The 13476-nt window shown below is 71.1% G+C and carries 14 protein-coding genes; 2 read left to right on the top strand and 12 right to left on the bottom strand.

Going from position 1 to position 13476, the window contains the following annotated elements:
* Positions 1-11: 11 nt before the first annotated feature.
* Positions 12-884 carry a helix-turn-helix domain-containing protein gene (locus tag OG627_RS34145; RefSeq protein ID WP_329071845.1) on the bottom strand — a complete coding sequence of 291 codons (873 nt, stop codon included), beginning with the start codon at positions 882-884 and terminating at the stop codon, positions 12-14.
* Between the two features lie 331 nt (positions 885-1215).
* On the opposite strand from OG627_RS34145, the gene OG627_RS34140 reads away from it, so the two are divergent.
* Positions 1216-2064 (top strand): hypothetical protein, encoded by an 849-nt coding sequence (locus tag OG627_RS34140; RefSeq protein ID WP_329071843.1) that lies wholly within the window; start codon positions 1216-1218, stop codon positions 2062-2064.
* 55 nt (positions 2065-2119) lie between these two features.
* Here the strand turns inward: OG627_RS34140 and OG627_RS34135 are convergent, their stop codons facing one another.
* The 11 genes from OG627_RS34135 to OG627_RS34085 all read right to left on the bottom strand — a co-directional run bounded on the left by OG627_RS34135 (position 2120) and on the right by OG627_RS34085 (position 12681).
* On the bottom strand, positions 2120-3313 hold the full coding sequence (locus OG627_RS34135; protein ID WP_329071841.1) for a phosphopentomutase: 1194 nt from the start codon (positions 3311-3313) through the stop codon (positions 2120-2122).
* A complete protein-coding gene (locus OG627_RS34130) occupies positions 3310-4485 on the bottom strand; it encodes an alanine racemase (RefSeq protein ID WP_329073190.1) in 1176 nt (391 codons plus the stop codon). The genes OG627_RS34135 and OG627_RS34130 overlap by 4 nt, the downstream gene beginning before the upstream one ends.
* Positions 4486-4490: 5 nt before the next feature.
* Entirely contained in the window at positions 4491-5594 is a 1104-nt protein-coding gene (locus tag OG627_RS34125) for an aminotransferase class V-fold PLP-dependent enzyme (protein WP_329071839.1), read from the bottom strand.
* A gap of 1 nt (position 5595) precedes the next feature.
* Positions 5596-6627: a phosphotriesterase family protein gene (locus tag OG627_RS34120; protein WP_329071837.1), complete on the bottom strand. Its 1032-nt coding sequence runs from the start codon at positions 6625-6627 to the stop codon at positions 5596-5598.
* An 88-nt stretch (positions 6628-6715) separates the two neighbouring features.
* Positions 6716-8113: a YhfT family protein gene (locus tag OG627_RS34115; protein WP_329071835.1), complete on the bottom strand. Its 1398-nt coding sequence runs from the start codon at positions 8111-8113 to the stop codon at positions 6716-6718.
* Between the two features lie 36 nt (positions 8114-8149).
* Positions 8150-8506, bottom strand: a complete 357-nt coding sequence (locus OG627_RS34110; protein WP_329071833.1) for a DUF2620 domain-containing protein — start codon at positions 8504-8506, stop codon at positions 8150-8152.
* Positions 8503-8892 carry a PRD domain-containing protein gene (locus tag OG627_RS34105; protein ID WP_329071831.1) on the bottom strand — a complete coding sequence of 130 codons (390 nt, stop codon included), beginning with the start codon at positions 8890-8892 and terminating at the stop codon, positions 8503-8505. Before OG627_RS34105 ends, OG627_RS34110 begins: the two co-directional genes overlap by 4 nt.
* A gap of 180 nt (positions 8893-9072) precedes the next feature.
* Positions 9073-10011, bottom strand: coding sequence for a GntR family transcriptional regulator YhfZ (gene yhfZ, locus OG627_RS34100; RefSeq protein ID WP_329071829.1), 939 nt, complete (start codon positions 10009-10011; stop codon positions 9073-9075).
* A gap of 248 nt (positions 10012-10259) precedes the next feature.
* Positions 10260-11624, bottom strand: a complete 1365-nt coding sequence (locus OG627_RS34095; RefSeq protein ID WP_329071828.1) for an FAD-dependent oxidoreductase — start codon at positions 11622-11624, stop codon at positions 10260-10262.
* 125 nt (positions 11625-11749) lie between these two features.
* A complete protein-coding gene (locus OG627_RS34090) occupies positions 11750-12367 on the bottom strand; it encodes a TOPRIM nucleotidyl transferase/hydrolase domain-containing protein (protein WP_329071826.1) in 618 nt (205 codons plus the stop codon).
* A 164-nt stretch (positions 12368-12531) separates the two neighbouring features.
* Positions 12532-12681 carry a hypothetical protein gene (locus OG627_RS34085; protein ID WP_329071824.1) on the bottom strand — a complete coding sequence of 50 codons (150 nt, stop codon included), beginning with the start codon at positions 12679-12681 and terminating at the stop codon, positions 12532-12534.
* 80 nt (positions 12682-12761) lie between these two features.
* Between OG627_RS34085 and OG627_RS34080 the strand changes: the two genes are divergently transcribed.
* Positions 12762-13160 carry a hypothetical protein gene (locus OG627_RS34080; protein WP_329071823.1) on the top strand — a complete coding sequence of 133 codons (399 nt, stop codon included), beginning with the start codon at positions 12762-12764 and terminating at the stop codon, positions 13158-13160.
* The last annotated feature ends 316 nt before the right edge of the window (positions 13161-13476 follow it).

The following is a 13476-nucleotide window of genomic DNA, read 5'->3' as shown; positions in this document are numbered from 1 at the left end:
CGCCGCCTGCCTCATCCGGCGGGAAGCGGCAGTGCGGTGCGGACGGCGGTGCCCCGCAGAAGGCCGAGCTTCTCCGCGTCCGGTGTGCCGGGCTCTGCGGTGTACGTCATGATCCTCACGTCGTGGTCCGGCACCTTCAGCACATCGCTGTCCAGCACGATCTCCCCGACGAGCGGGTGCTGGATCCGCGTACGGCCGCCGAGGCGCGAACCAAGCGTCGCGGTGGCCCACAGCTCCCGGAAGTCGGCGCTGACCCGTGCGGTCTCCTCGACCAGTTCGGCGAGTCCTCTCTCCCCCGGGTACGCGGCGCGAGCGAGCCGCAGATCGGCGACAAGAGCCGCTTTGAAGGCGACGTCGCTCCGGTCGGTGGTGGGGAAGAGGACGGAGCGGTCAGCCGTGGACGGTTCGGCGAAGACCGCTCGTACCAGGTTCCGTTCCCGCGGTGGTCGGGTCTCCGGGTCGCCCAGCAAGGCCGCCCAGGACCGCGTCCAGGTCAGCAGGGTCCACGAGGCCGAGAACACTCCCACGGAAATGCCCTCCCAACGGCTGATGAGCCGGTCGACGCTCGGCGGTACCTCCTGCGGAACCTCACCCGGCACCGGCGGGAGCAGTCCAGCGACAAGATGCAGATGGCACACCTCGTCGCCCGTCAGGCGCAGCGCACGGGCAATCGAGGCGACCACATGGCGCGACGGGCAGCGGGCCCGGCCCTGCTCAAGGCGCAGGAGGTAGTCGACGGAGATTCCGGCAAGTGACGCGAGCTCCTCGCGACGCAGCCCGGCCGTCCGACGGCGTCCCGTGGCCGGCAGGCCGACGTCGTCCGTCGTGAGGCGGTCGCGCCAGGCACGCAGTGCCTCACCCAGGGAGTTGTCCGGCCGGCTCATGGCCCCATTGTCGCTTACCGGGAGGTCATTAGCGTGGTACTGCGATTCCAGGGTTGAGCGGGGTACTGGCTGCGCGGCACGCAGAGACCGACGCTGTTCCCCGGCAGGTCACACAGGCGACTACCGACACGGGGCGCGGGCGCGAACAGCCTTCGGCCCGCCCGGGTCGCCGCTGTGGCCCGACGCCGGCAACACATCGGATACGGAGTCACTCGTGCACAAACACCTTGCCGTCCGCCTGGCCGTAGCCACCGCGAGCGCGATGATCGGGTTCACCGCGGTCTCGGCAACAGCCGAAGCGGCCACACCACCCCTCTCGGACCCACACATCGTGGCTCACTTCGACCGGCCGAACGGGCAGGTGGCGGAGAGCGTCATCGTGGAGCCGGACGGTTCGGCCGACGTCGGCCTCATCCTGTCCCGTCAGGTGGCACACGTGTCCCTCGACGGACGCGTTGAGGTGCTGGCCACCATGCCGCTCCCGGCGGACGGAGGGGTGAACACCCCGAGTGTCGGCGTCGCCTCCGTGACAGGAATCGAACGAGGCGAGGACGGCACTCTCTACTTCCTGTACTCCGCGGGCGACAGGCACCTCACCGGTCTGTGGAAGCTGCCTCCCGGCGGCGAGCCGACGCGTATCGCGGCTCTGCCGGCGGCGAGCTTCGCCAACGGGCTCGCCCGGGACAACAGCACGGGGAACTTCTACATCACCGACTCCACGCGGGGAAAGGTGTGGCAGGTCCGTCCGCACGGCGGAACGGCGACGGTGTGGGCCGAGGGGCCCGGCCTCTCCCCGACCCACTTCTTCGGTGCCAACGGTGTGAAGGTGCACAACGGTGCCGTGTGGGTGTCAAACATCGATCATGGAACGATCCTGCGCATCCCGCTGACGGGCCGGGGAACGGCCGGGACGCCCCAGGTCAGGGCCTCGGGGCTGGACAGCGTCGACGACTTCGCCTTCACGGGGCGGGGTGACCAGTTGCTGGCCGCCCTCAACATCCCCAGCAAGGTGGTGCTCATCACCCCGGGCAGGCCCGACCGCACCGTCCTCGACCAGAGCGACGGCCTCCAGAACACGACGGCCGTCGCCGTCGACGAAGACACCGTTTACGTCAGCAGCGGTGCGCTCACCACGGGCGGGGACGCCAACCTCCTGACCGCGCGTCTCGATCGGCGCTGAGACCCGGCTGCCGGGCCGGCAGGCGCCCGGCCGCCCGGCTACCCGGCAGCCCTGCTCAGGTCACCGGGGGAAGCCCGAGCCACTCCGCGGTGGCCGCGCCCACATCCGCGAGCGTCGTCGCGTCCTCGCGGAGTTCGATTCCCGCTCCGTCCGGTCGGTAGGTGAGGACCGGTACGTACTCGCGGGTGTGGTTCGGGTGCCCGATGGTGGGGTCGTTGCCGTGGTCCGCGGTCACGACGAGCCGGCCACCCTGCCGGCCGATGGACTCCACGAGCACCGCGAGTCCCGCGTCGACCTGTTCCAGGACGCGGCCGTACTCGCGCGCGTCCTGCTGGTGGCCGGCGAGGTCGGTCTCCTGGACGTTGGCGACGACGAGCCCGGTGCCGGGGGCCCGTACCGCTTCCTCCGTGTGTGCCAGCACGTCTGCCGTGGCGACGGCGGGACGGCGGACGGCCGCGTCGCAGGTCAGGATGTCCACCGCCTTGCCGACGAGGGTGACGGGGACGCCCGCGCGGGCGGCCCGCTCGGGAAGCTGACGGGTGTGGTCGACGGGCGCGCCCAGGTGTTGTACCTGAAGTCCGCCGTTGCGGTAGAGGCCCGTGGCGGGTGTGTCGAGGCCGTGGGTTCCGCCGTCGCCGTCGCGTACGTAGGCGGGCAGCGGGCCGTCCGCGTGTCCGCCGACGGCGATCACCCGGGCGACGGGCGCGACGCTGCGTACCGTACGGGCGATGGCGAGGATCCGGTCGAAGGGAAGGTCGTCGAGGCGCCCGGTGACGTTCCAGTTGATACCGGGGTCGGCTTCGAGGTTGTCGTGGATCAGGACGGTGCCGTCCGCGACGAGCAGCGGCCGGTGGCCGAGGCGTTCGACCCGGTGGCCCGCGGCGGTCAGCGCGGAGGTCACTTCGGGGAGGTGGTCGGCGAGGCGGGCGACGGTGACGTGGCTGAAGTCGGCGCCCATCATGGTCTGGTGGCCGGCGAAGGTGTCCGCGCCGGAGTAGCCGAGGGCGGCCCGGCCGACGGCGACGGGCCGTTCGGTGTGCCGGGCCAGGTCGGGATGCGGGTGGACCAGGCCGAGGCCGAGGGCCCCGAGGGTGGGCAGGCGCAAGGGCCGGCCCAGGATCCGGCGGCAGTGGTCCAGGACGTGCCGGCAGGTGTCGGCGGCGACGTCGGCGGGCCGGAGTACGCCGGCGTCGGGCATGGCGCCGATGCCGAATCCGTCGAGGACGACGATGACGGTCTTCTCGCTCATGCGGGGGCTCCTGACAGAGCGTGGCCCTGCGCGTCGTACAGGCCGGTCAGCCGGGGCCGGCCGGTGCTGAGGCCGGTGACGACGGCGACGGTCGAGCGCGTGACGAAGATCTGGGTGCGGAAGGCGAGCAGCGCGCATTCGCCGGCCCGGACCTCGGTGCCGGCGGGGGGCGCGTCGAGCAGTCGGTAGTAGTCGATGTTCTCGGCGGGCGCGTCCTGGACACGGAGACGCAGTCCGGTGCGTGGCAGCAGGGCGTCGCGGATGTCGGCGCGGGCGTAGAAGCCGCCGCCGTGGAGGGCGGGGCGGCCGTCGGCCAGGGTGTGGGCGATCTCGGTGACGTACACGTAGGCGGGTTGTTCGGGCTGGTGCGGGTCGACGGCGTGCAGCGGGGTCGTCCCCGTGAGGGAGTGGCCGGGCTCGCCGTGTGTCGCGCCCAGCTCGGCGAGCATGGGCAGGGTGGCCATGGAGGTGGCGCTCGGGGCGCTGAGTTTGACGGTGTGGCCCCGGGCGGCCAGGAGTTGTTTCGCTTTGAGGGCGAGTTCGAAGGTGGGAGTGGGTGCGGGCTGTCCGGTGGCGGGGTCGCACAGCACGCAGGGGAAGGCGGTGACGCCGGCGAGCCGTACGGACGGCAGCCGCTCGACGGCGGCGGCGAAGTCGTCGAGCGCGTCGAGCGGGACGCCGCCCTCCTGGCCTGGGTAGACAGCACCGGGGGCGCCTTCGATCCGTACGAACAGGTCCTGGCTCAGGCCGAGCCGGCCGGCGGCGGCGGAGACGGCGCGGGCGTTGTCGAGGTCGAAGACGGTGACCGCTTCGGGGCGCCAGGCGAGTGTCTCGGGCAGGGCGCGGTGGGGAATCTGCACCAGATGGCCGAGGTTGCCGGGCCGCGCGCCGGCCGCGTGGAGGGTGCGTGCTTCGGAGACGTCGATGGCGGCGGATCGCGGGATGTGCCGGGCGATGGCCCGGATGAGAGGGGGGTTGCGGCCGAGCTGCTTGACGACGAACCAGAGGGTGAGGCCGAGCCGTTCGGCCTCACCGGCCAGCAGCCGCGCGTTGGCCTCCACGGCGTCGGCGTCGATGACGTAGGTGTCGGGCGGGATCGCGCCGGAGCGGTGCAGAGCGGCGGCGGTGTCGGCCAGCGCGGGATTGCGTGTGAGGAGGGTGTCCAGGAACACGGCCATCAGCCCTTCAGGTCGTGCAGAGCGCGGCTCAGGATGCCGATCACGAGGTCGGCTCCGGCCCGCATCGGGTTGATCCGTACCACCCGGTCGGCCAGCTCGGGAGCGTCGTGGAGCGAGGAACTCGACATCCGGTAGAAGAGCGGGGCGATCTCGTAGCGGGAGTTCGAGCCCACGGGGTAGGGCGCGGCGCCGTGGCGTGCGGCCGCGGCGGGCAGCTCGCGTGCGACCGGGCGGTCCAGGCGTACCAGCAGGCAGCGGTCCTGGACGTTGGCGAGGCGGACTTCGGCGACGCCGGGTACCTCGCCGGCGGCGAGGCGCTCGGCGACCTCGGTGCCGACCTGGGACTGGATGGCCCACATGACGGGGACGTGGGTGAGGGCGCGCAGCGCGTCGAGGGCCTGGTGGCCCTGGACCTGACCGCCGCCGGAGTAGTTGTCGGCGCGTACGCGTGCGACGAGGTCGCGGGTGCCGACGACGGCTCCTACGCCCTCGGGGCCGTGCAGTTTGAAGAGGGAGAAACAGGAGGCGTCCGCGCCGAGTTCCACTCCGCAGGCGGGTACGCGCAGCACCGCGTAGTTGTCGTCGACGACCGTGCGGACCCCGGCGGCGCGGCAGGCCGCGATGACCTCGCCCGGATCGTAGGAGTCGGCGAGCCGCTGCCGGGTGTGCTGGACGTAGGCCCAGCGGAAGGCTCCGGAGTCCAGGGCCGCGCGCAGCGCCGTACGGTCGTTGAAGTCGGCCTCGGTGGTGCGGACGCCGAGGCCGCGCAGGGTGACGGCGGTGGTCCGGTAGAGGGGGGCCCGGTGGATCAGCAGCGGGTCGCCGGGTGAGAGGACCGCTTGGAGCGCGGCGCGGATCGCGCCCGTACCCGCGCCCTGGACGAGGGCGGCGTCGTCGGCGCCGAAGAAATCGGCGAGGACGGCTTCGACGCGCGCGGTCGTACGGGGGCGGCCGGGCCCGGGAACGACACCGGCGTCCGCTTCGAAGAGCTGCGCTCCCTCGAAGTGCGCGGCGGTGGCTTCGAGCAGCCGGAACTGCCGGTCGGTCGCGTCCTCCAGGGTGAAGGTCGCGAGCGGGAAGGTCTCGGGAAGCTGTACGGACATGTCAGATCTCCTCCGCGTCGGAGCCGAATCCGGTGCCGGTGCCGGTGGCAATGCCGGTGCCGGTGCCGGTAGCCACGCCGGGGTCAGCTCCGGGGTCCGCGTCGGGGTCCGCTCCGGTCAGGAAACGCACCGGGTTGCGGCGCGTCATCAGGTCGATCAGGTCGTCGTCCACGCCCGCCGCGCGCAGCCGGGGCAGGAAGGACCGCAAGAGGTGCCCGTATCCCTGCCCGCCCTCCGCCTCCAGATAGCCGTGGCGCGAGATGTCGCAGCTCAGCAGGGCACGGTCCGCGTGTCCGGCCTCCAGCAGGGCCAGCAGCAGCCGCAGCCGGGTCCCGTCGCTCTGATAGCTCTCCTTGCCGACGGTGTCGAAGGCGACGTAGGCCCCGCTCGCCGCCAGTTCACGGTGGACCGACGGCTCGTCCAGCAGATCCTGGTGTCCGATCGAGATCCGGTGCGCGGGCAGCCCCGTACCCGTGAGCAGCTCCAGCTGTGCCGGGCCGCCGCGCCCCAGCTGGGCGTGGGTGGCGACGGACAGGCCGGTGGCGAGCGCGGCGCGCGCGGAGGCGAGCAGGGCGCGGGTCTCGGGCTCGCTCGGACGGTCCCCGTGGCTGCCGATCTCCCCGAGCACCCCGGGCCGGATCCCGGTGTCGCCGAACCCGGCGGTGATCTCGTGGACGAGCGTCTCGGTGAGCTGTTCGACGCTCGCCGTACCGATGTCGTGGGGATGGAACGGTTCGTAGTACCAGCCGGTGGCGGCTACGACCGCGACCCCTGACTCCGCGGAGACGCGGGCCAGCGCGCGCGGGTCGCGGCCCATGCCCCGGCAGGTCAGCTCGACGACCAGGCAGAGCCCGAACTCCTCCCGCAGGGCGGACAGTTCGGTGGTGACGGCACTCCGGTGGCGCTTGGCGTCGAGGACCGCGGCGCCGTCGCCCGTACGGTCGAGATCGAGGACCAGATGTTCATGGGCGAGCGCCGGGCCGCGTACGGCGGCAACGGGCAGCGGCCCGGCGACAGTGGTGAGGTGGTGCATGGGTGCGGGTGCCTTCCTGGCGTGGGGGCCGGGAGCCGGGGGCGGGTGCCGGGGCCGGATGGGGTCCGGGCGGGGGGCCGGGCGGTGGTCAGCCCTTCACCGGGGTGAAGAGGTCCAGCCAGTAGAGGACGTTGAGGAGAACGCCGCCGACGATGACCGCCGCGGGCGCCGCCGCCATACGCACCACGGGCCTGCCCATCGCCTCGTTGAGGAGGTAGAGCCCGCCGACGATCAGGATCGCCAGTCCGCCGCCCATCACATTGGCCGCGAGCAGCGAGCCGAAGAGGATCGCGAGTTGCAGGGTCTCGGAGATCGCGCCGCGCAGATACTCGGAGGAGTCGCGCACGCTGGGCAGCTTGCCGAGGAGTTTGCCGATGGAGGACAGGGCCAGCACTTCGAGGGCGAAGACCACCGCGCCGACGACGGCAGCGAGGACCGGGTTCGGCATCAGATAGCCGAGGGGGTAGACGAGCGTGAACCCGGCGATGCCGTACGCGCCGGAGGCGAGCGCGGTCGTCGCGATCAGCGGAACGAAACCGAAGACGCGGTAGAAGTCGACCTGGGCGGCCTCGCCGTACTGCCCCTTGGCGATCAGGAAGCTGGTCGCCTCGCCGCCGCCGAAGACATGCATCTGGGCCAGTACGCAGATACCGGCGCCCAGCACCATGAACAGGGGCAGATGCCGGCGCAGCCGCAGCGCGCTGGAGCTGAAGAGGGAGGCCATCGGGTCGTCCCCGGCCGGTTCTCCGACCGCTCCCCCGGCCGCCTGTCCGACCGGTCCCGTACCAGATCCGCCGCTGTCCCCGGCCGCGCGGGCGGCGGCCCGGTCGGTCCGGCGCTGGAGCAGGTCCTTGCGGACGGCGAAGCCGATGAGCAGCAGCACCCCGACCGCCATCGCGAGGGAACCGGCGAAGACGCTGGGCCAGAGCTTCATGGTCATGACCACGAGCGCCACTTCCAGCACGGCCGCGAGTCCGCCGCGCAGCCGCCCGAACTGCCTGGTGATGGCGAGCACCGGGAAGAGGGTGAACAGGAACAGGATCGGCGTCGACATCTGCTGCATCGCGGTCAGGAAGTCGACGGGCAGGTCGTGTGCCACGTCGTTGGCCCCGTTGAGGCCGAAGACGACCACCGCGCCCCACGCGCCGCCGAGCAGCGGCGCGAGCCACTTCCGGGGGGCGAGGATGCCGAGGATGTCGGTGGGCAGGAAGAGCAGCCAGGGGTTCAGGACGCCGCTGGCCAGGGCCATCGGTGCGCCGAGGCCGAAGATGAAGCCGGCGGAGAGCCCGAAGGACACCGCCGTGGTGGCACTGCGGGTGGTACGGCCCTGGATGAAGTCGAGCAGGAACGGCCGGACGCCGTCGTTGAAGACGGCCAGTGCCAGGTGCGCGATGAACGCGGTCAGCGCGCACAGGGCTATGACGAACAGCTTCTGCGGCAGCGAGAGATCCAGACTCGTACTCGCTGCGAGGACGGCGGTGCTCACGGGGGATCTCCTTGGTGCCCTGGCGGGATGCCCGGATCAGCCGCGCGCGGCGATCGCGCGGGCCATGACCGGGGCGAGTACGTCGATCTGGTCGATGGCGAAGCCGAAGACCTTCTTGCCGTCCGCCAGCAGGGCGGCGACCTCCTCCTCGGTCGGCACCGAGCGGCCGAAGGTGTGGCACAGCGCCTGGCCCAGCAGGCCGACGAGGACGCCGAGCGAGGCGCCGGCTCCGGTGTGACAGGTGCCGAGGTAGTAGTCGGCCTGGCCCGTACGCAGCTTCATCGCGGCGTCCATGTCGTTGGACAGGGTGATCTCCAGGCCGTCGAGGGAGAGCTTGGAGACGGTGTCAGCGACCTCGGTCTTGCCGACGCCGCCGGTGAGGATCTTCGTCATGGCTGAGTCCTTTGCTTCGGTGTGGCACGGGCGAGCACGGCGAGGTGCAGGCCCAGGAAATTGATCTCGGAGTCCGGCAGGGGCGCGCCCAGCGCCCGCTGAGCCCGTCCGGCGAGGGCGCGGGCCCTGTCGAGTGCTTCGGGATGGTCGGTGAGTTCGGCCGCCACCTGCTCGTCGGTCGTGAACCCCTCGATCGGTGTGCCGTCGAGGAGCCGGTTGAGCGCCATCATGAGATGGCTGGTGAGCATGGAGCTGGTGTCCTCGGTGATGGTGAACCCCTCGGCGGCCAGGGCGTCCAGTTCGTGCGCGACGAACTCGGCGACCTGGGGTCTGACCTGGCCGCTTTCACGGAACAGCTGGATGCGGAGGGCAAGCTGGTCATCCATCGTCTTTCCTCGCTGGCTGAGGCGGCTTCCGCCGGGCGACACAAGAAACAGTAACCAGGATCTTGTACGTTGATTCCGTGCGGCAGCCTCGGAATGTCGCGGCCGATCGGAGGGAGGGTCGGTACACGCCGGGTGCGCGCCGGAGGGGCTACGCGCCAAAGGGGCCGACGCCGGAGGGGCTCAGTACATGGGAGTGCGCTCCCCCCTCAACACCTCGGCCTGAAGATCAGTGATCACCGACAGGTCGAGCGAATCCCGGACCGCACCGAGGGCCGTCGCACCCTCGGCCCTGCCGATCACCGCGGCGCTGGAGTTGCGCAGAGACAGCTCACGCGTCACCTCGTCGCCCAACGGCCGCACGTCCACGCTCTCCCCGAGCAGCGCCTGTACCTCATCGAGATTCCAGACCGTCGCATCGGCCCTGTCCCGCTCGAACAGATCGCGCAGGTGCATGTACGACGCCTCCACCCACTCGATATCGGTACGCCCGGCGAACGCGCGCTCGGCGAGCATGCGCTGGTCCTCCGACGCCGGGTCGACCGCGACACGCAGTCCCGGCGCGTCCGGGTCCAGACCGTGCCGCAGCAGCAGGCCGTGCGCGCCCACATAGGTCGCCGGCCCCAGATCCGCGACCAGCTCCACCGGGTGCTCCTCGATCAGCCGGTCGGCGGCGAACCGCGAGAGCACCACCAGATCGACCTTGCCGGCGAGCAGCGCGGCCGTACGGGCACCGGCACCGCGCATGAAGGTGATCGCGAACGGAGCGCCCGCCGCCTCGAACGCCGACCGCAGCCCGGTGGCCAGCCCCTCGTAACGGCGGGAGTACGGCAGGGGCATCGCCGCGAGCAGCGTGCCGAGCCCGGACAGCCGCCAGAGAGCGGCGCGGTCCGAGCCGACCAGGAAGGTTCCCAGGTGGCCGCGTGCCGTTGTCTCGATGGCGCCCGCTCTCTCCAGTATCTGGAGCGCCGCCTGCACCGTCCCGTTGCCGACACCGAGCTTCTCGGCGAAATCCCGGATGCGCGGCAGCCGGGCGTCCGGCTCGTACTTCAGCAGGAGAACGGCCAACTGCTGCGCCGCGAGGCCGTTGCGGGTCAGGAAGCGCTCATCGAAGCCGATCATAAGAAACGACAGTAAACGGGATTCTGGATACTGACAAGGTCCGATTGACCGATTGACACCCCGGACACACGACAGCGGCCTTCGTGCTGTTCCTCTGCCTCCGTGACGGAGCAAAGGATCAGACGAAGGCCGCTGTCGTATCCCGCTGAACTACGAGAAGGCCGGTCAGATCGCGCCGGTTTCGATACCCGCCTTGAGCGACGGACCACCGAGAGCCCTGTCACCGATCCGGTCGGCGGAGCGGGTACCTACGCGCCGCTCGCGTCGAGCATCTCCTCGCGCTCCACGACCTTCACGCGCTCACGGCCCTGTGCCTCGCCGAGCGCGCGCTCGTGCGCGTCCAGGCGGTGCCAGCCCTCCCAGGTGGTGAACCGCACGCCTCGTTCGCGCAGGTACTCCTCGATCGCGTCCTCGCCGGGCTCGGCGGGCACCTCGAGGCGGCCGGCGGCGTGGTCGGTGAGGAGACAGGCCACGGTCTCGTTGGCGTCCCCCTTGGTGTGGCCGATGAGACCGACCGGGCCACGCTTGATCCAGCCGGTGACGTACACGGACGGAATGTGGACGCCGTCGCCGTCCAGGACCCGGCCGGCCTCGTGCGGGACGGTGCCGGAGACCGCGTCGAAGGGAAGCTTGGGCAGTTCCTCGGACAGGTACCCCACCGCGCGGTAGACGGCCTGGACGTCCCAGTCGCGGAAGCGGCCCGTGCCGCGGACATTTCCGGTGCCGTCGAGTTCGGTGCGCTCGGTGCGCAGGGCGACGACGCTGCCGTCGTCGCCGAGGATCTCGGTCGGGGACTCGAAGAAGTGCAGGTAGAGCTTGTGCGGGCGGTCCCCCACATCGCGGATGGCCCAGTTCTCCAAGGTGGAGGCGACCATGTCCGCCTGCTTGTTCCCGCGCCTGGTGGCGATGGAGCCGTCGTCGTACTCGATGTCCTCGGGGTCGACGATGACCTCGATGCTCGGGGAGTGGTTGAGCTCGCGCAGTTCCATCGGGCTGAACTTGGCCTGGGCAGGGCCACGCCGGCCGAAGACGTGCACCTCAAGGGCCTTGTTCGCCTTGAGACCTTCGTAGACGTTCTGCGGGATCTCCGTGGGCAGCAGCTCATCGGCGGTCTTGGCCAGGACGCGGGCGACGTCGAGGGCGACATTGCCGACCCCGAGCACGGCGACCTTCTCCGCCGCCAGGGGCCAGGTGCGCGGGACGTCGGGATGGCCGTCGTACCAGGACACGAAGTCGGCGGCGCCGTAGGAGCCGTCCAAGCCGATGCCGGGGATGTCGAGCGGCCGGTCCGCGTCGGCACCGGTGGAGAAGATCACCGCGTCGTAGAAGCGGTGCAGGTCATCCAGGGCCAGATCGCTCGGATAGTCGACATTGCCGAAGAGCCGGACCTGGGGCTTGTCCAGGACCTGGTGGAGAGCGGCCACGATGCCCTTGATCCGGGGGTGGTCCGGAGCGACACCGTAGCGGATCAGTCCGAACGGAGCGGGCATCCGTTCGAACAAGTCGATGGAGACCCCTGGAGCCGCAGCGACATCGGACTTCAGTAGGGCATCGGCAGCGTAGATCCCGGCAGGACCCGCACCTACGATGGCGACCCGTATCGCGCGTGACATTGAACAACCTTCCCCTGGACGCAGCCACCCACCATACCCTGCGGTACTAAGGCGACCCTTACCGCGTCCACGCCTTGAACGCGGGCCCCGATCGCCGCGGTCCGCGGGCCATCGTCCTCAGTCGGTCAGAGGCTGGAGAGCAGGCCGTCGAGCGGGGCCGGGGCCCGGTCGGGATCGAGGGCCTCGACGAGGACGCGGCCGTAGTGGATCTTGCGCCCCTTCTTCGTTCCGAGGAAGCGCCTGAACTGCTGCTGCGGGGCGCGGCCCTGCTGCGCGGGCTGGCGCAGGAAGGTCCGCAGGGCACGCAGGTCGCCTTCGGCCCCGACGAGCTCCTCCACCCGCGTCACGCCCAGCACGCGGATGAGCTCGTCCTCCAGGTCCGCCGCGCAGACGAAGAAGCCGCGCCGCGCCGCACCGACCTGTTCGAAGCCGCGTGCGTAGTAGGGACGCTCCGCCTCGTCGCACAGTCCCGTGAGGCGGAGGTCCAGGCCGGGTGGACCGAGGAGTCGGGCATAGCGCCCGACGCTCATCGCACCGCCGATCGACAGGACGCAGACTCCCTCGGCCGCCAGGTCCCGGCCGCGGCTCTCGGCCAGCGCGTCGACCGCAGCGACATCGCTCGGCCCTTCGAGCAGGACCGCCGCCCGGACGGGCAGCCGCGCGGCCAGCTCGTGCGCGGAGTCGCCGGGGCCACCCGCCGCCCACGCGGTGACCGCGTCCCGGAACGCCCCCATGTCAGTCATGAGACGAGTCTCAGCCCATCCCGGCCGCAGCGCGAGGGAATTTCCGCGGGCGCGTCGACAGGCGGAGAGCGGTCGGACCCGAAGCTGCCGCCCACATGAGACTGGCTTCAAGACTCTCGGGCTTTTCTCAGGACTCCCGAGCGTCCGTCACGACAGCCCGGGGCTCACTGCTGCCGGAGCCACACCAACAGCCAGGTGACCAGACCCGAGCCCAGGGCTCCGGCCGCCCCCAGTGCGGTCTGGCGTGCGAGCCGCCGCCACAGCGGTGATCGCCCTTCGGTCGGCAGCGCCGTGTCGTCTCCGGGGATGGCCACGTTCTCTCTCCTCCTGATCATTTCCAGGCTTGCGCCTCGCATTCCATGGTGGCGGAGCAGAACGGGCCGCGGGGCCGGCGGTGGCAACGGCCCCACTGATCCTGGCCCTCGCCTCCGCGGAACTGTTCGAGGAACTCGACGCCGTGCTGAGCAGCACGATCGAACGCGAGGCGGCGGAAACCGTCTTGCTGCTCAGACAGCTGCGGAAGCTCGACCATCCGAGGACACCGCTGATCCATGTGATCGCGCGTCGCCTCGTGTACAACACCGTACGTGCGCGCGACGCGCACCACCTCGTGGATCTGGTCGTGGCACTCGAAGCCTCGGAGCTGAGCGTGCACTCCCACGGCTTCATCTCGGCCGCCACGTCTCTGCACGGATCGACCTTCACCGACAAGCTGAAGAAGACACGCGGCAAGCACCAGCAGAAGATCCTCTCCCGCGCGTTCTGGCAGAAGACACCGGCCACCCGCCTGTGAGGACCGGCGCGGACACCTCCACCGGGGCACGGCTCGGCGGGGGCAGGGGGGGCAGGGGGGGCAGGGGGGGCAGGGGGGGGCAGGGGGGGGCAGGGGGGGGCAGGGGGGGCAGGGGGGGCAGGGGGGGCGGGCCGGGCCGCCTCGGATCTGCGGCATGAGCCTTCGCGTCCACATCCCGCAGGTCGCCTGTCGCGGAGTCGCTCGCGGCAGGCAGGGACTACTCGGCGACGGATGCTCTCCTGCCCCTCATCCCGTCCCTCGTGGCATGGGACCACGACGAGAGCGCTCTCGTACACCTCATGGGAGAGCAGGCCCG

This window comes from Streptomyces sp. NBC_01429, from assembly GCF_036231945.1.
In the GTDB taxonomy this organism is placed as follows: Bacteria; Actinomycetota; Actinomycetes; order Streptomycetales; family Streptomycetaceae; genus Streptomyces.
The sequence above is the reverse complement of the archived record's forward strand: the minus strand, read 5'-3'. Positions and strand labels throughout refer to the sequence as shown.

Excerpts from the sequence above, each read along its gene's own strand:
- OG627_RS34125 (WP_329071839.1), bottom strand. The coding sequence starts at position 5,594 with ATGTCCGTACAGCTTCCCGAGACCTTCCCGCTCGCGACCTTCACCCTG.
- OG627_RS34120 (WP_329071837.1), bottom strand. The coding sequence starts at position 6,627 with ATGCACCACCTCACCACTGTCGCCGGGCCGCTGCCCGTTGCCGCCGTA.
- OG627_RS34095 (WP_329071828.1), bottom strand. The coding sequence starts at position 11,624 with ATGTCACGCGCGATACGGGTCGCCATCGTAGGTGCGGGTCCTGCCGGG.
- OG627_RS34090 (WP_329071826.1), bottom strand. The coding sequence starts at position 12,367 with ATGACTGACATGGGGGCGTTCCGGGACGCGGTCACCGCGTGGGCGGCG.
- OG627_RS34105 (WP_329071831.1), bottom strand. The coding sequence starts at position 8,892 with ATGGATGACCAGCTTGCCCTCCGCATCCAGCTGTTCCGTGAAAGCGGC.
- OG627_RS34110 (WP_329071833.1), bottom strand. The coding sequence starts at position 8,506 with ATGACGAAGATCCTCACCGGCGGCGTCGGCAAGACCGAGGTCGCTGAC.
- OG627_RS34145 (WP_329071845.1), bottom strand. The coding sequence starts at position 884 with ATGAGCCGGCCGGACAACTCCCTGGGTGAGGCACTGCGTGCCTGGCGC.
- yhfZ (WP_329071829.1), bottom strand. The coding sequence starts at position 10,011 with ATGATCGGCTTCGATGAGCGCTTCCTGACCCGCAACGGCCTCGCGGCG.
- OG627_RS34135 (WP_329071841.1), bottom strand. The coding sequence starts at position 3,313 with ATGAGCGAGAAGACCGTCATCGTCGTCCTCGACGGATTCGGCATCGGC.